Below are 20,795 nucleotides of genomic sequence, written 5' to 3' on the forward strand. Positions count from 1 at the left end.
TTTTCCTTGACTTGACCAGATTAACAGGTTAAACTTATCATAGTTTTAAACCGCAACGCAGCTTGTCGGCTTTGAAAACGGTGTTATGTGATATTACTTCTGCATTAAAGCTGAATAATTCAAATGATTTTCTCTTGCAAAAGAAATAAACTCTTTTTCTTCCTGTGTTACCCGAATTTGAAATTTCAAAGGCGATCCGAATTTTTGTTTTCGACCGGCATTTTCCCTTGCTCCGCCATGTCCAAACTCTTTTGCATAATTTGCAAGACCGGATTTCTTTAAATATTCCTTTTCAGAAATAATTTTTTCATCGGGAGAAAGTTCTGATTCCAATTTCTTAAAAACATAACCTTCGGAATCTTTTACATATACATATTCCATAATCAGATCTCCTTCAAACGTTTCTCAGCGAGTTTTATAGTTTCTTTTGGAGTTTTCTGTGTCTTCTTTACAAAAATAACTCCTATTACAATAATTTTCCCTTCTTTATATTTAAATAAAGACCTAAGTTCATTTGATTTTATTTCAAAAATCTTTTTCTGAAGACGCTTTACTTTTACAAACTCAATTCCCCGTTGTTCAATCTTTTCATATTCTATTTTTAGTAAATCTTTTTGCGATTGTTCCAGAGATGATATTTCAGATTCAACAACAGGCAGTTTTTCCACCGTAAACTTCACGATTTAAATATACCATTTATTTTGATTTTGTCAACAATTTCAATTAAATATTATCAATATATAATTTCGTTCTTTTTAAGAATTATCTTCCTTTATTATCAAATAGAGCCCTGTTATATCTGCTATTTGAACAGTCTTTATAAAAACTTGTGAAAGGAGCCATTTTCCTATTCCGTTTCCCTGTAACTCTCTATTAACAGCGAGCCTCGCGATTCTCAGTGTAGGCATCGCGTATAAATTGCAAGAGCTATCGCATAATTCTTTTCCTTGACTGGAGCAGATTAACAGGATAAACTTATAATAGACTAGGGTAAACGCATCAGGACGTTTTTTTAACAACCCCGCAGAAAAATTGAAACTATTCGACCAGAACTGCCAAGGATGGCATCGCTAAACAATGTACATCCTTGTACATTGTTTAGCTTCGAGTTTTTCTGATGAAAAACTCGATACTGTTTGGAACCACTGACTTCCTGTCAGTGCAGCGATGTTTTGTGCACGCACAAAACTCGCCATCAATGCGCCCAAGGATGGGCGTGGGATAGGTCAGAAACAAGTTTTGGAACAAAACTTGTCCTCAACCGATGTATATGGACGTACATCGGTTGAGAGGTACACGGATGTACAACAGTTGAAGATGGTTCAAATGGTCTCACAGTCTCAATTTTTCTGCGGTTTTTATCTACTCTACCTGATGCGTTTACCCTTTTGCCGGAAAAATGTGCGAAATTTTAAGCAAAATTTCGCACAGAAATAAAAAATATTCGCAATGGAGATCACTATGAAACAAAAACGATTAACAAGCTTTTTCGTATTAGGATTAGTGGCTGTGCTACCGGTACTATTTACCGGATGCCCCAAGTTATCGGATAATCCCCCCCCCCCCCGTAACTGAACTGCATTTTGATGAAGCTACTATACAAGTTGAAGTAAAAAACAACGATACGTTAACGCTCGTAAAAAACGGGGATCAAATCCAAATCGGTGCCGAATTAAAAATACGAGCAAAAAACATACCATCCGATAAGACACTTGAAGAATGGAAAATTAACGGAAAAACGGTTGCCTCAGCAACGGAAACATTCAACCATACTATCGTTAAAGAAGATGCCGACAGCAACGGTAAAACACACATCACCTATACCCTTAAAAATAAAGCTGCATTGTTAAGAGTACATTTTGATACGGCAAAGGTTACGGTGGAAGCGCTTACTACAGGTGCTTGGAAACCGCTGAGTTCCGGATCGGAAATAGTCGACAACACTCAGCTACGATTGACTGCGATAGGGCTTCCAGCCGACAGTACCGTACAATCATGGACAGTCGGAAAGACAAACATCCCTGCAGAAGGGCATGAACTTACCTATACCGTGCGCAAAGCCGACGCTAACGATAATAATATCGTAACAATTTATTACACTGAAAGAAAGATCGTCAATCTCAAAATAAATTTCGATGCTGCACAGGTAAAGGTTGAATCGGAGCAAGCAGGAACATGGAATACTCTTACGAGCGGTTCGACAGTTCAAGAACACACACGGCTGCGACTGACTGCGATTGGGCTTCCCGTCGGCACTCCCGTACAGGCATGGAAAGTAGGAAATACAATCGTTCCGGCAGAGGGGTCTGAGCTTATCCATACCGTACGCAAAGTTGATGCTGACAGCAGTAATCGTGTAGCGCTTGCATATACTGTCAAAAGTGACAAATTGATAATTGCCTTTGATAAGGAAAAGGTGAAAGTATTTACCAACGAGGGCGGTATCGTTAGAGACGGCAGTGAGCTGACGGTTGGGATGAAATTGAACATTGCAACTCAAAATCTTCCTACAGGGGAAATTGTAGATACTTGGAAAATCGGGAAACGGAACATTTCAGCTGATTCAAATGACTGTGAGTATACCGTAATGGCCGAGGATGCCGAAAGCGATGTCATTACCATCAGCTATACGACAAAGCCCGCTCAGAAGTTTACCCTTACCTTTGATGACGCCAAGATGACGGTGCAAGAGCGTAAGGAAGATGGGCCGTGGCAAATACTTTCAAACGGTGCAGAGGTGGAAGAAGGGGTGAAAATCCATATAGACGCCAAAGACCTTCCGGCAGGGCAGATCGTAGATGAGTGGACTATCGGAAAGGAAACAAAAGCCCCCCAAGACGGAAACCGATGTTGGTTCACCGTAGGTTCCGATTATGCCGAAGGCGGCACCATTACCATCGACTACACGACAAAGCCCGCGCAGAAGTTTACCCTTACCTTTGACGGGTCAAAGATGACGGTAGAAATGAGGCAGCAAGGCAACTGGCAATCCATCTCAAGCGGTACACAGGTAGAAGAAGGAACTCAAATCAGTATAGAAGCCAAAAACCTTCCGGCAGGGCAGATCGTAGATACGTGGAAAATCGGAAAGAGAACCTTTGAGGATAAGGCTGAATGGAACGGAAACCGGTGGGGGTTCCACGTAGGTTCAAACTATGCCGAGGGCGACACCATTAGCATCAGCTACACGACAAAGGCCGCTAAGAAGTTTACCCTTACCTTTGACGAGTCAAAGATGACGGTGGAAATACCGCAGCAGCACGGGCAGGCTCAAACGCTTTCAAAAGGTGCAGAGGTGGAAGAAATGACCGGTATCATCATTGAAGCAAAAGACCTTCCGATAGGACAGATCGTAAATACGTGGGAAATCGGGAAGAGAACCTTTGAGGATGAGGGTAATTGGGGTGGAAACCGGCACTGGTTCTGCGTGAGTCCTGATTATGCCGAAAGCGGTGTCATTACCATCAGCTATACGACAAAGCCCGCTCAGAAGTTTACCCTGAGCTTTAATGAAGCAAAGATGACGGTGAGAATATGGCAGCAGTACGGACAGGGACAAACGCTTTCTAACGATGCAGAGGTGAAAGAAAGAACGCAAATCAGCATTGAAGCCAAAGACCTTCCTGTAGGCAAGATCGTAGATGAGTGGAAAATCGGGAAGAGAACCTTTGAGGACGACAAGGGTAGTAACAGGTGTTGGATCCGCGTAGATTCCGATTATGCCGAAGGCGGCACCATTAGCATCAGCTACACGACAAAAAATGAATAGCAGATGAATATGATTTTTCCGGAAAATGAGTAAAAACATCAGACAAAGTAGATAATGGAAGCATCCCCTTGCCGCTTTTGGGGCAAAACTTGTCCTCTACCGATGTACATGGACGTGCATCGGTAGAGGGACACACGAATGTACGTGGAAGTGTATTATTGGGATGCAAGGGGATGGCGAAAAAGTGATCAACTTTTGAGACATCCCCAGCCTTTCCGTAAGCCTTTTGAAATAGACGATGCAGATGCTAGGAGCGTACAAAAAACACCCGCAGGCACGGTACAAAATGTACTTCCGTGTACATTTTGTACCTACGTGTTTGCAAGGCAAACACGCTACTGCACGGAACCACGGACATCCTTGTCCGTTCTGATACGTTGAGGATCTTCAGTAGCGGCATGCGGTATAGAGCTTTCCGTTAGCCTTTTGAAATAGACGGCGCAGATACGAGGCGCGAGCAAAAATAAAGCGGAGACACGCCACAGAATGTACGTCCTGTACATTCTGTGGCTACGAGTTTAGCCTTACGTCTAAACGCGTTACTGATTTACTCCCCCGCCATCCGTGGCGGTTCTGATACGTTGAGCATTTATTTTTGCGCAGCAACGAAGTAGATGCTCCGTATATTTCAAAAGGTTATTAGACGACGATATTTACAAGCTTATTCTGAACCACGATAACCTTTTTAGGCTGTTTATCGCTGAGGAAGCGCTGTGCGCCATCTGTTTTTAACGCGAGCGCTTCAAGCTCATCTTTCGGCAAATCGACGGCGGCTTGAAATTTATCGCGCACCTTTCCGTTGATTTGCACGACAATCGTACATTCGGAATCGATGCAAAACTTTTCGACAAACATCGGCCACTGCGCATATGCAATTGTTTCCGTATGGCTTAACTTCTCCCACAGCTCTTCGGCGAGGTGCGGTGCGTAGGGCGCAAGCAGCTTGGCAAATGCCTCCCATGCAAAGCGGGGCACGGTCTGATATTTTCCGAGCATGTTGACAAAAATCATCATCTGGCTGATTGCCGTATTGAAGTTGAGCGATGCGGTATCTTCGGTTATCTTTTTAATGGACTTATTGAGGATCTTGGTAATTTCCGCATGTTCCGGCGTACTCATGTCGTTCACCGGACAGGAAATCAGCTCTTTTTCGGAAAGAGCCCAGATTTTCTCTAAAAAGCGGAAAATACCGATCAGCCCTTGCGTATTCCACGGTTTGGACATATCGAGCGGCCCCATAAACATCTCATACATACGGCACGAATCGGCGCCGTATTGAGCGATCATCTCATCAGGATTGATGACATTTTTTAAGCTCTTCGACATCTTTGCGATAACCCGCTTCAACTTTTCGCCGGTACTCTTTTCTTCAAAAGCATCATCGCCGGTCTGCACAACCTCATCGACCGGCACGAGCGACCCGTTTGAACGCTGATACGCAAAGGAAGTGATCATTCCCTGATTCACAAGCCGCATGAACGGTTCTTTGGTATGCACCACACCTAAATCGTACAGTACCTTGTGCCAAAAGCGGGCATAGAGGAGGTGGAGTACCGCATGTTCTGCGCCGCCGACGTAGAGATTAACAGGCATCCAATACGCTTCTTTTTCCTTGGCACAAAAACGGTGTGCATTATGAGGATCGAGGTAGCGGAGATAGTACCAGCAGGACCCCGCCCATTGAGGCATGGTATTGGTTTCGCGGCGGGCGGAAGCTCCGCAGTGGGGACACACGGTATTCACCCATTCGGGTATCTTGGCAAGCGGGCTTTCTCCCGTGTCGGAAGGGGTGTAGCTATCCGTTTCAGGCAAGGCGAGCGGCAAATCCTTTTCGTCCAGCGGAACGACGCCGCATTTCGGGCAATGCACCAACGGGATAGGTTCTCCCCAGTACCGCTGTCTGCTGAACACCCAGTCGCGGAGCTTATAATTGACGGCCTTTTTTCCGAAGCCGTTAGCGGCGGCGTAGTCGGTAACACGCTCTATTGCTTCCCGCGTCGGCAGTCCGGTAAATTCGCCTGAATTTACTGCATAACCGTCGGCTGCGGTACATGCTTGCGGTACTGCGCGGTAATCGCCCGCCGCTCCCTTTTCCTTCCATTCAGCTTCTGAGGCAACCGTTTGAATAACCGGCAGTGAAAAAACGTGAGCAAACTCCCAGTCGCGCTCATCATGCGCCGGAACCGCCATAATGGCGCCGGTTCCGTAAGAAACCAAAATATAATCGGAAATCCAAATCGGAATAGGTTCTTTTGTCAGCGGGTTCACCGCATAGGCGCCGGTAAAGACGCCGGTTTTCTTTTTTGCAAGTTCAGTCCGTTCAAGATCGGTTTTCTTTGCCGTCTCGTCAATATACTGCTGCACGGCGTCTTTTTGCTCCCCGCTGACAATACGCATGACGAGCGGGTGTTCCGGAGCAAGCACGAGGTAGGTCGCCCCGAAAATAGTATCCGGCCGAGTAGTATACACGGTAATCTTTTCGTTTTCATACGGAGCGGCAAGGTGAAAGTCTATTTCTGCTCCGGTGCTTTTGCCGATCCAATTCCGCTGCATCATCTTAACGGATTGCGGCCAATCCAGTTCTTCCAAGTCTTCAAGGAGCCGCTCCGCATACGCAGTAATCTTGAGCATCCACTGCCGGACATTCTTGCGGACAACCTGTGTGCCGCACCGTTCGCAGCAGCCTTCTTTCACTTCCTCATTCGCAAGGCCGGTTAAGCAACTCGGGCACCAGTTAATCGGTGCTTCCGTTTCGTAGGCTAAGCCTTTTTTATACAGCTGTAGAAATATCCACTGTGTCCAACGGTAATAGTCCACATCCGAAGTTGCAAGCTCGCGATCCCAGTCGTAGGAAAAACCGAACGCCTGTATTTGCCTCCGAAAGGTATCGATATTTTCTTTTGTCGTAATACGCGGGTGAGTACCGGTCTTAATGGCGTAATTTTCCGCCGGTAAGCCGAAGGAGTCAAATCCCATCGGATGCAGCACCGCGTATCCGTTCATACGGAGGTACCGGCAATAAATATCGGTTGCCGTATATCCTTCAGGGTGCCCGACGTGCAAGCCTGCTCCCGACGGATACGGAAACATATCCAATACATACGCCCGTTTTTCCGGCGGATAATTTTCGTCCTCGGTTACCTTAAACGTCTTATGATCTTTCCAATATTTTTGCCATTTTTTTTCAATATCGCCAAAAGGATACGGCATTATACAACTCCTTTGAGTAAAACATTTTAGAAATTTTCCTTAGATTTAATGCAATAGCATTTATTTATTATAGAAGGATTACTTTTTTGCTGTTGGTTTTGGTAATACCGAATACCCGCAAAATATTGTCCGTGGTATAATCCGCATGGGCTAAGTTATTGTAATAATCCGTAACGGTTTGCAGTTCCTCTTGAGAATCATCGTAGACTGCAAAGGCAGCTGCGCTGCGGAAAGCGCCTGCCTCAAGCAATTCCGTCAAGCTCTTTCCGCCATTTTTAGCACGCCGTTCTTTATCGACTACTGCGGCGGCACCGTCATATCCGATTGCACTGATAAAATCATTTTTTGTCATTTTACACTCTCCACTTAAACCTTTTTAAATCCTTCCTTCGAAACGCCGCAGAGGGGACATACCCACGTTTTGGGCAAATCTTCAAATCGAGTACCCGGCTTAATATTACCTTCAGGATCGCCGGTTTCAGGATCATACTCATAACCACATAAATCGCATACATATTTATCCATACTCTACTCCATCTATTCCTTACAGAATACTTGCAGGTCAACACTATACGGGTTTTAGGACGATTTTACAAGTAGGTGCAGACAAAGCATATCAACAATAAAATAAGGGTATAGCACAAAATTGGGTATAGGGGAGAGCAATCGAAAAGCTATTGTATCGCGCTCATAGGACATCTTCCTTCATGTCTTTACTTGTCAGTGGTTGCATTTTTTCTAATACATTTTATATCTGAGCATCTCTAAAAAGAGGTTCTTGTTAGAGATGCTGTTCTGTTTATTTAGCTTCAATAAAATCTATTTCTATTCCATTGGGATCGACCGCTGTTAATATCTTTTTACCATCTTTTACCGTTCGCGGCTGCATAATAATACGGACATTTTTAGAGCGGAGATATTTTTCCGTCTCTCCAATCTGATTTACACTGAAAGTCAACGAAATAGAGTTTTCCTTTTTCACCTTTGAACGATCATTATGGATCAGTTCCAACCGGCCATTCGACTTAGGATCGTACAAAAAGGCAATCTGCTTCCCCGGGGCAGCAGACATCATAGACTCAAAGGTAAGTCCGAGAACCTTTTCATAAAACTGCAATGATTTTTCCATGTTGTCGGTTCTAATAACCACACTGTTCATCTGCATCTTTTACTCCTTGGCAAATATCCGTATTCCGGTATCTGCGATACTTACAGTATACCCAACAATGGACAATTTTGCAAAAGGAATATCTTCTTCCGGAAAGATTAGAGGCAGCATCATTTATTTATAGTATACGCGTTCTCCTGCATCTTTAGGGATTCAACGTAACACGCAGTTTTACCGGATTATGGTCTGTATACCGGAAAGATTCATCGAGTGTCTCCACCGATAAAAGAGAAATATTCGGAGACAAAATAAAGCCGTCAATAACGTAGTACGGCCACTTTTTGCGAATATTTTCGTCGGTAAGCGCAGCCGTATACGGCGCTTTGTTCAGGCGGCACGAGGGAACTCTGTCATCGACGGCAAAGTGCCAACCTTCAGGGAGTAAGCCTGCATCCATTATACCGGGCGCCCAAAATTCATCATAGAGGGGATACAACGACCGTGTCCCCGGAAAGGTTTGATTAAAATCTCCGCCCGCTATCACATAATTGCCCGCTTCATATTCAGCGCGAATAAAATCGGCGACCGCCTTTGTCTGCGCAATCTTTCCTTCCCCTTCATCATAAGCTTCCAAATGTAGCACGGCCGTTACCAACTCTCTGCCCGATTCGAGGGGAAAACGGGTTATCAGCATACAGCGTTTTAAATTAACCGTACTGACCGGCCACTTAAACGGTACCGGCAACGCAAAACGATAGGTCTCCGTAAAGGGGTATCGCGTAAAAAGGCCGACTCCGCTCGCCACTTTTCCGATTGGGGGAATCGGATACGGTACATACGACGCCTTAAAATTATAAGTATAGGTAAGCGCCGTACCAAGCGCCTCGGTAAGCGCCGCCGTTTGGTCGATGTAATAGGAACGCTTTGAGGACTTATCCATTTCTTGAATAAAGTAAAAATCGGAAGGATACCGTTTCAGTGTCTCGATAACTCCTGCAAGGTTTTCTTCGACCTCTTTCTTATCCGAAGGGCGCACCATAGTACCGCCGTCCATAAAAAAATCATGCTTTGCGCCAAGACCGCAATAGCCGATATTCCAACTGATAATATCGATCGGCTTTGCAAGCGCAACGGTTTCTTCCGTAAGAGCAGTTTCTCCGATGATTTCAGCAGGCTCTTGAGCTTGGGGGCGATATTCCGTTATCGTAATAAACAGTAGCAGAATCCCGAACGCTATAGCGGCAGCCGCTGCAATTCCAGCGATCACCTTTAATGCCAAAAGAATATTTCGTACCAAAAACGTCTTCATCCAGACCATCCTTTACATGAAGCTGCCGATTTTTATAGATATCGATTAACCGGTGAACTCCTATTTTTTTCTTAACAATAATTATCAGCTTTGATATTCATTCTGTCAACATTGTTTTATCGAGGTAAATGCATCAGGCCGTTTTCTTAGTAACCCCGCAGAAAAATTGATACTATTCGACCAGAACTGCCAAGGATGGCAGTGGTTCCATACAGTAGTGATGTTTTGTGCACGCACAAAACTCGCTTTCAACGGTTGTACATGGACGTACAACCGTTGAAGATGGTTCAAATGGTCTCACAGTCTCAATTTTTCCGCGGTTTTTATCTGTTCTACCTGATGCATTTACCCATTTATCGGAAAATGTCCGAAATTTTAAGCAAAATTTCGGACAGAAGGAAGGTAACCCCGCGGAAAATATTTTTAATGCGGTTACCCCATCAGCATAACCGAAAGCAGCGAATCCCGATCAGGCAGTACGGAAACGGCAGCTTCCCGCCGCACCACAATGCAGTCCTCAGTTTTTACCTGCAAGGCGGGAACTCCGGCAGTTTCAAGCATACCGTTTCCGGAGATGATAAAGAGGCTGCACCATCCCGTTTTTGCAGCAGGGGTATCAAATGCCGAAAACGAAATAGTCTCCGTAGTGGGAAAATCTTTTTTTTCAAGCCGAAAATACGGACATACCGTTTTTCCGCTAAACGGATGTTCCGGCGTCAGTGTAGACTTAGGCAGATACCGCAATACATCAAGTCCTTTTTGTATATGTACCTCACGGGGACGTCCCCAGTCATAGAGCCGATAGGTTATATCGCTTGACTGCTGCACCTCTAAAAGCCGCAAGCCGCCTTGTATCGCGTGAACGGTTCCGGCAGGGATAAAGATAAAGTCCCCCTTCGAGACGGGAACGGATCGGAGACAGCGCTCGAGCGTATTATTCCGAATGGCTGTTTCCAACTCGCTTCGGCGGTAATCCTTTTGCAATCCGTAAATAATCTTTGCATCGGGAACCGCATCAAGCACATACCAGCATTCTGTTTTACCGGCGCTGTGTTCATGGAGGTACGCATAGTTATCGTCGGGATGCACCTGCACCGAAAGCGTTTCGTTCGCCTGAATGATTTTAATCAAAAGCGGATACGAAGCGCCGACGATCGCGTCAAGCAGTGTTCCGCCTATCTGCGCCGCCGCATCATCTACAAGAGACTTGCCCGCCGGATGAACGGAGACAATCCACCGCTCATATCCCCAGACCTTTTCGGAAATAAAAGGCTGTGTTTTAAACATCGTTATATTCTGCTGCATATCATCCCCCTCAACTGCATCTCGTCGGGGTTGTTGATTCCGAAGGATGCGAAGCAAATCCAACCAAGTTTTTAGAGATGCCTACCTTACAATAAACTGACCGGATCGACATCCGTTTCGATATACACACCAACAGCCGCTTTGTATTCGGTGATAAACCGGTAGACGGCTTTTTGCATCGGTGCAAGCGTTTCGGCGCGCAACAGCAGCTGCATCCGGTGATTGCCCGCTACGAGCGAAAGCATACAGTCGGACGGGCCGAGTATTTCTATACTTTCCGCAGCATCCGGCGGAAACAGCTTCGGTAAAAGCTCCCGCGCACCGAAAGCGGCTTCTTCCGCTTTGTGTTGATCTTTACTGCGGAACACCAGCCGGATAAGGCGGGCAAAGGGAGGAAATTCCAAGGCATGCCGCTGCTTTAGCTCCTGTGTATAAAAACCTTCCACATCATTGTGCTGCGCACAGACAATTGCAGGGTGATAGGGATTATAGGTTTGAATGATAACTTCCCCGTCCGGAACATATCGCCCTGCCCTACCCGCCACCTGCATGATGAGCGAAAAGGTGCGCTCGGCAGCTCTAAAGTCGGGCATCTGCAAACCGGTGTCGGCAAGTGCAATTCCGACCAACCGCACGCCGGGAAAGTTTAACCCTTTGGCAATCATCTGCGTGCCGAGCAAAATATCGACGGCGCCGTCCCGAAAGTTATTTAAGATGTGAACCGTCTGCTTGTTTTTTTGCAGCACATCGGTATCGATACGCTGAACGGTGCAATCGGGGAAGGTTTTCCGCACCTGTTCTTCAATATATTCCGTACCGATGCTCGTGTAGCCCGCCTCGATGGAGCCGCATTCGGGGCAAGCGCTCGGCGGCTTTGCCGTCCATCCGCAGTAGTGGCACTTCATCAGCCCCTCGCTTTTATGAAAGGTGAGCGGCACCGAACAGTTTTTACACAAGAGCTCGTGTCCGCAGTTCTTACACTTAAAGAAATGAGAGAAGCCGCGGCGGTTCAAAAAGAGAATGGTCTGTTTCCCTTGGGTTTTGGTGTGGCGCATTTCATCGATTAGCGCATTGCTTAACGCTCCGGCCGTATGCAACAGCGATTCGATGCGGATATGGGGCAGCGCGCCGCCGGAAAGCCGCTCGCTCAACCGCAGGGTGCGGATTGCGCCGGTTTTCATCAAATGCCATGCCTCTACCGACGGTGTCGCCGAACCCATCACCAGCGGGCAGCCGTGTTTTTTGCAGAGGTACATCGCAACCTGCCGCGCGTGGTAGCGGGGCGCAAAGCCTGACTTATACGAACCGTCGTGTTCCTCGTCGATGATGATGAGTCCCAAATCGCGGACGGGGGCGAATATGGCGCTGCGCACTCCGACGACAATTCGCGCCTCGCCCCGCGCAATACGCCGCCATTCCGCAAGCCGCTTGCTGCCGGTCAATCCCGAATGGAGCACTGCGCAGCGGCCGCCGAAACGCTTTTTGACGGTTTCCGCAACCTGATGGCTCAGCGTAATTTCGGGCACAAGATAGATAACCGATTTTCCGGCGGCAAGCGCACGAGAAGCGGCCTGTAAAAAGACTTCGGTTTTACCCGAACCGGTAATGCCGTACACATAGAAGAACTCGCCGCCGGTGCAGCCGGAAATCGCTTCTACGGCGGAACGTTGTTCTTCCGAAAGCGTGAGTGCCGAAGCGGAAAAATCGGTTCCGGCGAATTCAATCCCGTCGGTATTCAGCTCCCCCGCTTCTCGTTTACCGGAGGGCAGCATCGCAGACAGCGCAACCCCCTCGGCGCAGATATAAAAGCGGGACATCCAACGGGCGAGCGCCGCCTGTTCATCGGTAAAAAGCGGTTCCGCATCGATGATGCGGTCGATCGGCTTTATATCGGCTTCGGCAAAAGGACAGCTTTTCGGCAGCGTTTCATGTTCCGCAACGATAAAACCGACGAGCTTGCGCGAGCCGAATCGAACCGCCGCACGTCTGCCGGCCAACGATTGTTGCCCGTCCGCAGCAACAGGATTCCGGTAAAAGAACGATTGATATAATGGAAGTTTAAAGACAAGCTCAAGCCACTGCGCCATAGACTAGCCCTGCGCCTGAAGTTCGTGCAGACGGGCGCGGAACCGCTTGAGGTCTTCCCATGCGGGGCGTTTAAGGCTTTCGTCCCGAAGCAGCGCACTCGGATGATAGGTCGGCATCAGCGGTATCCCCTGATAGTCGAAAAAACGCCCCCGCAGCTTGCCGATACCATCGGAGGTTTGCAGCAAATGCTGTGCGGCAATGCGCCCCATCACCAGAATCATCTTAGGGCGGAGCAGCCGTATTTGCGCATCCAAAAAGGCGGCGCAGCAACTCCGTTCCTCCGGCGCGGGGTCGCGGTTCTGTGGCGGGCGGCATTTGACCACATTGGTGATATAGCAGTTGGTCTTACGCGAAAGCTGAATAGCCTCCAGCATCTTGTCGAGAAGCTGCCCCGCCCTGCCGACAAAGGGTCTGCCCTGCCGGTCTTCGTCCGCGCCCGGCCCCTCGCCGATTACCATCACCTCAACGGAGTTGGTCAGGCGGGACAGCTCTTCGGGGCCTTCCCCCGCCACCGGATGGATACGGGTTTGCCCCAACACGCAGGCGGAGCACTGCGCAACCGCAGCGTAGATATCCTGCATCGACCGGAACGATGCGCCGGAACTGTCTGCCGGAGAATCTTCATCGGCAAAAAAGCCGCTCCGTTCATTGCCGATACCCGCGGGATGTGCCGCAAGCGTAACAGCCTCGCCGGATGAGTCCCCACCCGTTAAATCCGCAGAACTTCGAGCGACCGGCTCCGATGCTGCAGCAAATGCAAACGATTGGGGATACGGCGCATCGCTGCGGTATCCTTCAATATATTCCGATGCGGTTCTAAAAAAACGATATAATACTTCACACGTTTCCATAATCAACTTTCCGTTAGCCTTTTGAAAATAGACTGTTAAGCAGTTATACATCCGTGTACAACTCATGACGCAGATGCCCCGTTTTTATGACTAACCCTTCCGTCAGCCTTTTGAAATAGGTGGAGCAGATTCGAGGCGCGAGAAAAAATTAACCGCAGGCGTATCTTTGATACGTTGAGGATTAATTTTTTCGTAGCAACGAAGAAGATGCCCGCATATTTCAAAAGACAAGGTTGAACAACCTTTTTTATTTTGCGTGGCTAGTAAAAAAACGGCCTGATGTGATTACCCTACCATATTTGCGGGCATTATACACGGAATTGCAAGAAAATGCAAAGAAAAACCACTGATAAGTTGCGCCTTCCTATTCTTCTAACCTCATACGGAAACTGTAGTATTTTACGCTTTTTAGATACAGTTGGGAAAAAATTGATTTCCGTGCCCCTTAAATGATTTTATTTTTTAGTGCTGGATAGTTACAATTTTTTTATTTTATTTGACCTATTTTCATATTTACTGAAAGAAGAGCTTTTGTCGGCGGTTCTCGACCAGAATTTATATATATCAAAATCTTTATCTTCCAGTTTTTTTAAGCAATTTTTCTCCTTTAAAAAATCGCTTTTAAAATCACTGTTTGATTTACTGTTGAGCAATTCTTTTATATTTTTGATTGAAGTTGCATATATGATTTCATCTTCAAAATTATTTACTTGAGGAATTAAAACCGTCTCGATGTTTTCCCGCTGAAGCATATTCAGATTTTCATAAAGTGTATGCTCCGTATCAGCGGCATCCGTATCAAAAACTATAATAACTTTAGACTCCCGAGGTATAAGCCGTAAAAGTGTATTACTTATTTTCCGTTGATGTAAGACGCTCACTTTTCCCGATAAGATATATTTTCCTTTTAATATCTTTACGGCTTTTTCTTCCATTTGACCTTCAACCAAATAAAAACACACTGTACCGGCTGCCATAATCACCGATCCTCATTAAGATATTCGATTGAAAGAATTTTATTTATATCCGGAGAGATATCGAGTACATCATTTTTTACAATATTTCTTAAAGATATGTTATTTTTTTTTATTTTTTCTTCGGGGTGAACGACTTCTATCTTGTCATTTTTTCTTAGAAATATAAACGAATGTATAGGCAAATTCATTTCCAAAATATCTGTATTATGTGTCGTAAAAAATAATTGCGTATTCGGTTTTAATAAAGAAATCATTAAGCTTAAAACAGATTGTTCAATATCGCTTTGTATAAATGAAAATTGTTCATCACAATAATAAAAGCCATGCGTACCTTCGTATAAAGCGCTAATAAGAAAAGCTATATCCAAACCGGCTTTCGTTCCGCTTGATAAAAAATTCTTATCAACAACTTCCCCGTTTTGTACAAAGAGATCGCCGGTTTTACTTTTTATAATATAGCTTTTATCAACTTCCATACTCTTTAAAACCTTTGTAATAGAGGTATCAAGCGTCTGCAAAACCGCATTTAAAATATCCAAATCCAATATATTGGCATTATCCTTGAGTAAGGATGAGCTTTTCTCATCTCTAGGAAATGTAAATAGCCACCCAAACTGAGGTAGCTTTTCTAATTTTTCAATATTATCTTCTCCGTGTAATTTTTGGAGTTTTTTTACACACGTTTCATACGAATCGTTAACTGCTATTTCGGAAGAAAAAACATCAAGTGAAACTATTTTTTCGGGCAGAAATGTGCAGACAGCTCTGTATAAAACGTTATCATCGACTAAAAAATCGATAGAAAAATATGCTTCGCTTTTTTCATCTAAAAAATTATCGTCAAATGATTTTATATTTTTTTTTGAAAGAAAATTAAAAATATCAACGAGCGCTTTACCGAGAGATGTTTTTCCGGAAGCGTTCGCTCCCATAAGAATATTAACTTTTTTATAACGAAAATTCGGCTTTGTTTCCAAATATTCATTTTCGATAGTGGATTTTACTAATTTTTTGGGATACGAAAAATTGACTTTAAAATCTTGAAACCCGAAGAGATTGTTAAGCTCCAAGTTCATTACAACCATAATAATAGTCCTTCTGTCTTATTAGTTCCATTTTTCAGAACTAATAAAACTATACTATATATTTTTTTATACGTCAATTGTAAGCCTCAATTATTTTACGTGGCTAGTAAAAAAACGGCCTAATGTGATTACCCTACCATATTTGCGGATACTATACACGGAATTGCAAGAAAATGCAAAGAAGTAGTGAATATCACCTATTACATACAAGAGAAGCCTATTTCAGCCTAAGCTTCAATACATGGTTTTGAGAAATAAGCTTCCAATGGGGCTGGCTGCCTATTTTATCCGTTATCGTAAATTTATTTTCGTAGCCTGATGGAATAGTAAAACTGGAATCGCCCTTCACTATTTCTCGGTTGTTTTGATAGCCGCCGTTCGTACTATTTAACGTAATACGTGCAACTTTTTCCGTAGCAGTTAGCTCAGCGGTCAGCGTGATAAAGGCAGTATTCGTCAAATATATGTCATTCTTGCTTGGACCAGTGGCTCCTCCGCTTGGTTCAACATTAATAACCGTAGAACCCGACATATTGAAGACCGAATCGTCAATATATATAGCCCCTCCGTCCCTTTTGGCAGTGTTGCCGATAACGGTAGTATCTTTAAGCGTAAGCTCTTTATCGCTATAGATACCGCCTCCATTTCCAACGTTGCTATTCTGGTTAGAAGCTTCATTATTCTCTATCCTAACACTGTCCATCGTACACGTTCCTGCATTAACCATTCCGCCACCGTAGTATTGTACGTTGTTATCCTTTATCTCAGCATGGTTAATAGCTGCCGTTCCACGGTTATACACGCCCCCGCCGTAATCAGCCGTATTTTTAGAGATGATAACAGGTTTCTCACTAGCCTCATTGATAGTTAATGTACCGAGTTTAATATCGCCTGAATCTTTATCTACAAAAATACCGCCACCGTTACCAACGTCTGCTCCTATCTGCATAGCAGTGTTACCGCTAATTTTTGTACCTGCTTTTAAGATACATTTAGCCTCCGAATTGACGAATATACCACCACCCTGTACCGCATAGTTCCCTTTGCTTGTATCGTCGTCGCCGATGGTACATTCTGTTATAGTAATCGTGGAACCTCCGTTATAAATAGCTCCACCCCCGCCGTTCGCAATTACACCGCTCGCTGAATTCTTTGTAAAAGAACCTCTCGATATAGTAAGAGTTCCCGCTTTAACGTGCAGACCGCCTCCTCTCAGTGCACTACAGTTATTAACAGTTACATTTTCCAACTTACATTGGACGTTATTACCGTTATACAGATTGATACCTCCCCCGTTAGCTTCTGCTTCACAGTTTTCAATAGTCGTATCTTTTATGCTCACCGTTCCTTTCGGCTCTTGAATATTGATACCGCCGGATGACAGGCTGCTTTTTCCTTTACACTTTTCTATTCTACAGTTTTCGAGTATTAAATCTTTGCCTTTATTAAAGTAAATACCGGCTGCATTATATTGGGTCTTACAGTCCTTAATCGTTACATTCTTCATTGTAAGGGAACTATTATCATCAACATAGACGGCATATTTTTCGGTCTTGGTTAGGATTACGCTTTCAAGCGTTAAGGTCTTACCGCTATCCACCTCAAAAATACCTTTAATCTTTGTCCCAGCAGTCCCTCCATCAGCTCCGGTACCATGTGCATTCAAAGTATACCTATTGCCCTCGGTTGATTTTACGGTGATATTCTCTTTTACCTTTATTGTAGATTCCATGATGGTCCATTCATACGTAATATCGTTTGCTATTTCGATAACGGCACCGTCGGAAGCTTCTTGAACTGCTTTCCGTAAGGCTTCCCACGTGGTTATTGCCGGACTCTGACCTCCAACAGCCTTAAACTTGACGATAACGGTTACGTTATTCTGCACCGTTAGAGAAGCATTGTTATTATTGCCGGAATCAGGAACCGCACCCGTCCAGCTATCTACTTCATAGCCGAGAGCCGGTTGTGCGTTAAATCTTACCTCACTATTGTAGGGAACATCGGTAAATTGTTTGTGCTCCGTGCCGCTTGCTGTGTCATATTGGGTGTCATATAAACCTATAAGTTTTCCGCCCTGTCCTCCGTCTACTTTAAATGTTACGATATAGGTCTTTGGCGTCCACCGCGCCGTGTATTCCGCATTTGCTGCAGGGAATACGAGCGATGCAGGCAGTGTAGGATTCCAGCCGTTAAAGGTATAGCCTTGTCTGGTCGGTACAGGCGCGGTAAACGCTGCACCGAATTTACCATTTCTCGTAACATCAGCCGTACTACCGCTGATATTTCCGCCCGCGAGCTTAAAGGTTACGGTAATGCGCTTCCTCTTATATTTGACTTCAACAACCGTATTTCCGTCTCCGGTAATCGTTTTTTGCTTAATGGGGAGCGGCTCAAAACCGGCATAGCCATTTGCCGTAGCCGTTGTCAGTGTCCCCGTAGTACCGTGCAATGTTTGAGTATCACCGAAAACAATCGTGTAATCATCATCATCAATATTTTGCTGATAGTGCTGTACCGTGTACGATACACCTCCCTCTGGATCCCATTTTGCATAGAGGGTAATGTCGGATGTTACCGTACCGGAAGCGAAATCCCATGCAGTTGTACAGGCATCGTCTTTGCACCAGTTGCGGAACGTATATCCCGCCGGAGCAGTCGGTGCGGCGGGTATTGGCGAAATTTTAAAACCATAGAGTACCATTTGAGCAGGAACCTCGCCTCCGCCTTTGGAATTAAAGGTTACCGTATGTTCCTTTAAGACTTTATAGTACACCGTTTTAGAAGCGCTCGGCTTAAATCCTACTCCGGCTGTATGATAGGTTAATGCATACTGTTTTTCGCTTGCTCCGTGTAACGGCATATCTACGGTAACGGGAGAAGTTCCCGCCTGCTCAGGTGTCGGTGCCTGCCCTACCTCCGTCAGCGTATAATGAATCCTTACGCCTGTAGCGGAAACACTGAGCGTAATTTGAGCTTCCGGCGCTAAAGCGGCAGCTTTTATGACAATCGCCTGATTCTGTGCAGTTCCGTCACCCGAAAGAGAATCTATCTTTGTCCCCGTAATGACAGTAACTTGCGCCTGTTGCGGCTCATTTAACTGAGTCCTTGCCGTAACCGATTTTGAATACAGTCCTTTTTCGTCCTTCAATCTAATCGTATAGTCTTGTTTTGCACTACCGGGCATTACTTTAACATCGGTTTTAAAATACAGCACCCAATCAGCAGGAATAGCTTCCTCATTGGGGGGCGCTAATTTTGTTACTTTATCTTTACCGATAAACGGACCGCCGTCTTGTACTTTCAGCTGTTTCTGAGCGCCGTCAACCGAAAGAGGATACAGTGAGCCGCCAATTTCAATGCCGACAATATCTCCATGCAAAAGTTTGTTGCCGCACAATTTTTCCATTTCGATACTCGGCAGTTGCAAGCACAGGACGTAATAAGAAGTTTCGGAAGGCGAAGCGGTTGTTGTCTGTGCAATAACACATTTGTCAATAGCCGGAGGAGGAGTATTTACTTTGAGCTTAAACGGGACGGTTTGTTTGAATACTCTGCCGTCCGTGGTATAGAGCTTAATAGAAGGAGTTATATTCCCCTTGCCCCATTCATACTTTTGTAAAAAGGCAGGAGTATAGGTAAGCTTCAGCTCGGTATTTGAAATTTTCTCGAACTGATAATCTTTGCCGGATTGAGGTGCAGCAGCTCTTTTATCGGATGTATTTTGAGTTTGCGGAAAGGTGATAATATCGGCAGGGCCATCGGAATCTCCCGGCATCCTAAAATGAAAGTTTTTAGGATTGCGCAGGGAAAATGTAACCGTTACAGCTGCCTTAGAGGGAACGCATTGCGTACCTTCAGCATCGGTTTGAGCTACCGTATCAAACTTATAACCTGCGATAGATGCTTCGGTTGACCAATAGCTTAAATACTCCTCTATATCTGCCGTGTAGTTTTTACAGGCAATGGAAAGGCAAAGAGCCAGAGTTGAAAGAATAACGCCTCGCATAACTTTTTTCATTTAAAACCCCGACAGAATTCAAAACGGCGATAAAAGCACTATTTTTGCATTTTACATCATATTGAGCAAAAAAGAAAGGCAAATATTTACAATGTTTCCACTGCGCTTGACGCGAAAGTTCACTGCCTGCCCAGACGGGCAAGAATACATGCGCCGACTACCGGCTCAAACCGGCGGCGGATAATCCGCACCTGCGGCAAAGCATCAGCGATATAGGCGGCGGTCAGCTTTGCGAATGAGACTTGATGCTCTAAAATGCCGCCGGAGAATACCAGTTTCGCCTCTGCTCCGTCGAAGAGGGCGCCGTATACGCTGCGAGCAAGGAGTGAGAGGTCTTGAGCGGCAGTTTCCAGAATACGTGCGGCAACTGCATCCGATTGCTGCGCCGCCTGAAATACACAGGGCGAAAAAGAGGCCACCCGCGATTTATCAAAGTTTGTGTACAAAAAGGGGAACAATTCCCGTATGGTATTAACGCCGTAATGTTCAAACAGCATTGGCGCCAATATGGTGCGCACTCCGCGGCGCTCCAGAGCGGCGGCGGCAGCTTTAATCCCGTCCAATCCTATCTTAAAGCCGGAACCTTCATCTCCAATTAAATGCCCAAGTCCGCCGGCGCGGGCGGTTTTACCGGTCTTGTTCAATCCGGCGGCAATGGAGCCGGTACCGCTCACCACGATAATGCCTTCCGCTGTTCCGGTGCCGCCAGCAAGCGCCGCAAGCGCATCATTGCAGAGATACAAGGGGCACCGGATTCCTTCGCCGGTAAAAAAACGGCGGAAATCTTCGGTTTCTTGCTCCGTGCTCATACCGGCGGAAGCAAAGCAGCCTGCGGCGCAGTCCTGCACATCGATACCGCTTTCGGTTTTTAATTTTTGAATCAACTCGCGGATATTGTTGCAGGCAGCGTCGAACCCTACCGCGTACCGGTTGGTAGAGCCGCCCTTTACCTGCGCAAGCAGCTGATCGGTTCCATCACAGATACCGAGCCGAGACTGTGTTCCCCCTCCATCGATTCCAAAAAATAAGCGCTTCATTATTTACCGAACTCCTCGCTGTTAATATGCCACAC

General features: G+C 45.6%; 15 protein-coding genes. 1 reads left to right on the top strand and 14 read right to left on the bottom strand.

The window, feature by feature from the left end:
• Positions 1-93: 93 nt before the first annotated feature.
• Entirely contained in the window at positions 94-381 is a 288-nt protein-coding gene (locus HGH47_RS08885) for a hypothetical protein (RefSeq protein ID WP_253674932.1), read from the bottom strand.
• A gap of 2 nt (positions 382-383) precedes the next feature.
• Entirely contained in the window at positions 384-668 is a 285-nt protein-coding gene (locus tag HGH47_RS08890; RefSeq protein WP_253674931.1) for a type II toxin-antitoxin system RelE/ParE family toxin, read from the bottom strand.
• A gap of 1,175 nt (positions 669-1,843) precedes the next feature.
• Here HGH47_RS08890 and HGH47_RS08895 point away from each other — a divergent pair.
• Positions 1,844-3,769, top strand: a complete 1,926-nt coding sequence (locus HGH47_RS08895) for a hypothetical protein (RefSeq protein WP_432911851.1) — start codon at positions 1,844-1,846, stop codon at positions 3,767-3,769.
• A gap of 639 nt (positions 3,770-4,408) precedes the next feature.
• Here HGH47_RS08895 and leuS read toward each other — a convergent pair.
• The 12 genes from leuS to HGH47_RS08955 form a co-directional block, all read right to left on the bottom strand.
• The gene (leuS, locus tag HGH47_RS08900) at positions 4,409-6,979 is read right to left on the bottom strand and encodes a leucine--tRNA ligase (protein WP_432911854.1); all 2,571 of its coding nucleotides are present in this window, start codon (positions 6,977-6,979) and stop codon (positions 4,409-4,411) included.
• Positions 6,980-7,046: 67 nt separating this feature from the next.
• Positions 7,047-7,331 (bottom strand): hypothetical protein, encoded by a 285-nt coding sequence (locus tag HGH47_RS08905; protein WP_212564631.1) that lies wholly within the window; start codon positions 7,329-7,331, stop codon positions 7,047-7,049.
• Between the two features lie 14 nt (positions 7,332-7,345).
• Positions 7,346-7,504, bottom strand: coding sequence for a rubredoxin (gene rd / locus HGH47_RS08910; protein WP_212564630.1), 159 nt, complete (start codon positions 7,502-7,504; stop codon positions 7,346-7,348).
• Positions 7,505-7,778: 274 nt separating this feature from the next.
• Positions 7,779-8,144 carry a VOC family protein gene (locus HGH47_RS08915; RefSeq protein ID WP_212564629.1) on the bottom strand — a complete coding sequence of 122 codons (366 nt, stop codon included), beginning with the start codon at positions 8,142-8,144 and terminating at the stop codon, positions 7,779-7,781.
• A gap of 148 nt (positions 8,145-8,292) precedes the next feature.
• Positions 8,293-9,396: an endonuclease/exonuclease/phosphatase family protein gene (locus HGH47_RS08920; RefSeq protein WP_432911859.1), complete on the bottom strand. Its 1,104-nt coding sequence runs from the start codon at positions 9,394-9,396 to the stop codon at positions 8,293-8,295.
• Between the two features lie 432 nt (positions 9,397-9,828).
• Positions 9,829-10,701, bottom strand: coding sequence for a type I phosphomannose isomerase catalytic subunit (locus HGH47_RS08925; RefSeq protein WP_432911862.1), 873 nt, complete (start codon positions 10,699-10,701; stop codon positions 9,829-9,831).
• Between the two features lie 86 nt (positions 10,702-10,787).
• Positions 10,788-12,788: a replication restart helicase PriA gene (gene priA, locus HGH47_RS08930; RefSeq protein WP_432911865.1), complete on the bottom strand. Its 2,001-nt coding sequence runs from the start codon at positions 12,786-12,788 to the stop codon at positions 10,788-10,790.
• Positions 12,789-12,791: 3 nt separating this feature from the next.
• The gene (locus HGH47_RS08935) at positions 12,792-13,646 is read right to left on the bottom strand and encodes a uracil-DNA glycosylase (RefSeq protein WP_371922036.1); all 855 of its coding nucleotides are present in this window, start codon (positions 13,644-13,646) and stop codon (positions 12,792-12,794) included.
• 470 nt (positions 13,647-14,116) lie between these two features.
• Positions 14,117-14,623 carry a hypothetical protein gene (locus HGH47_RS08940; RefSeq protein WP_253674924.1) on the bottom strand — a complete coding sequence of 169 codons (507 nt, stop codon included), beginning with the start codon at positions 14,621-14,623 and terminating at the stop codon, positions 14,117-14,119.
• Positions 14,620-15,702 (bottom strand): AAA family ATPase, encoded by a 1,083-nt coding sequence (locus HGH47_RS08945; protein ID WP_253674923.1) that lies wholly within the window; start codon positions 15,700-15,702, stop codon positions 14,620-14,622. The genes HGH47_RS08940 and HGH47_RS08945 overlap by 4 nt, the downstream gene beginning before the upstream one ends.
• A 217-nt stretch (positions 15,703-15,919) precedes the next feature.
• Complete coding sequence (locus HGH47_RS08950; RefSeq protein ID WP_432911870.1) at positions 15,920-19,723, bottom strand: InlB B-repeat-containing protein; 3,804 nt, start codon at positions 19,721-19,723, stop codon at positions 15,920-15,922.
• A 119-nt stretch (positions 19,724-19,842) separates the two neighbouring features.
• On the bottom strand, positions 19,843-20,760 hold the full coding sequence (locus tag HGH47_RS08955; RefSeq protein WP_432911873.1) for an N-acetylglucosamine kinase: 918 nt from the start codon (positions 20,758-20,760) through the stop codon (positions 19,843-19,845).
• Between the last annotated feature and the right edge of the window lie 35 nt (positions 20,761-20,795).

This window comes from Treponema sp. OMZ 805 (genome assembly GCF_050937395.1).
Taxonomy (GTDB): domain Bacteria; phylum Spirochaetota; class Spirochaetia; order Treponematales; family Treponemataceae; genus Treponema.

Coding starts and splice junctions, on each gene's coding strand:
- priA (WP_432911865.1), bottom strand. CDS start 12,788: ATGGCGCAGTGGCTTGAGCTTGTCTTTAAACTTCCATTATATCAATCG.
- HGH47_RS08950 (WP_432911870.1), bottom strand. CDS start 19,723: ATGAAAAAAGTTATGCGAGGCGTTATTCTTTCAACTCTGGCTCTTTGC.
- HGH47_RS08915 (WP_212564629.1), bottom strand. CDS start 8,144: ATGCAGATGAACAGTGTGGTTATTAGAACCGACAACATGGAAAAATCA.
- HGH47_RS08905 (WP_212564631.1), bottom strand. CDS start 7,331: ATGACAAAAAATGATTTTATCAGTGCAATCGGATATGACGGTGCCGCC.
- HGH47_RS08945 (WP_253674923.1), bottom strand. CDS start 15,702: ATGGTTGTAATGAACTTGGAGCTTAACAATCTCTTCGGGTTTCAAGAT.
- HGH47_RS08920 (WP_432911859.1), bottom strand. CDS start 9,396: ATGAAGACGTTTTTGGTACGAAATATTCTTTTGGCATTAAAGGTGATC.
- rd (WP_212564630.1), bottom strand. CDS start 7,504: ATGGATAAATATGTATGCGATTTATGTGGTTATGAGTATGATCCTGAA.
- HGH47_RS08925 (WP_432911862.1), bottom strand. CDS start 10,701: ATGCAGCAGAATATAACGATGTTTAAAACACAGCCTTTTATTTCCGAA.
- leuS (WP_432911854.1), bottom strand. CDS start 6,979: ATGCCGTATCCTTTTGGCGATATTGAAAAAAAATGGCAAAAATATTGG.
- HGH47_RS08885 (WP_253674932.1), bottom strand. CDS start 381: ATGGAATATGTATATGTAAAAGATTCCGAAGGTTATGTTTTTAAGAAA.
- HGH47_RS08955 (WP_432911873.1), bottom strand. CDS start 20,760: ATGAAGCGCTTATTTTTTGGAATCGATGGAGGGGGAACACAGTCTCGG.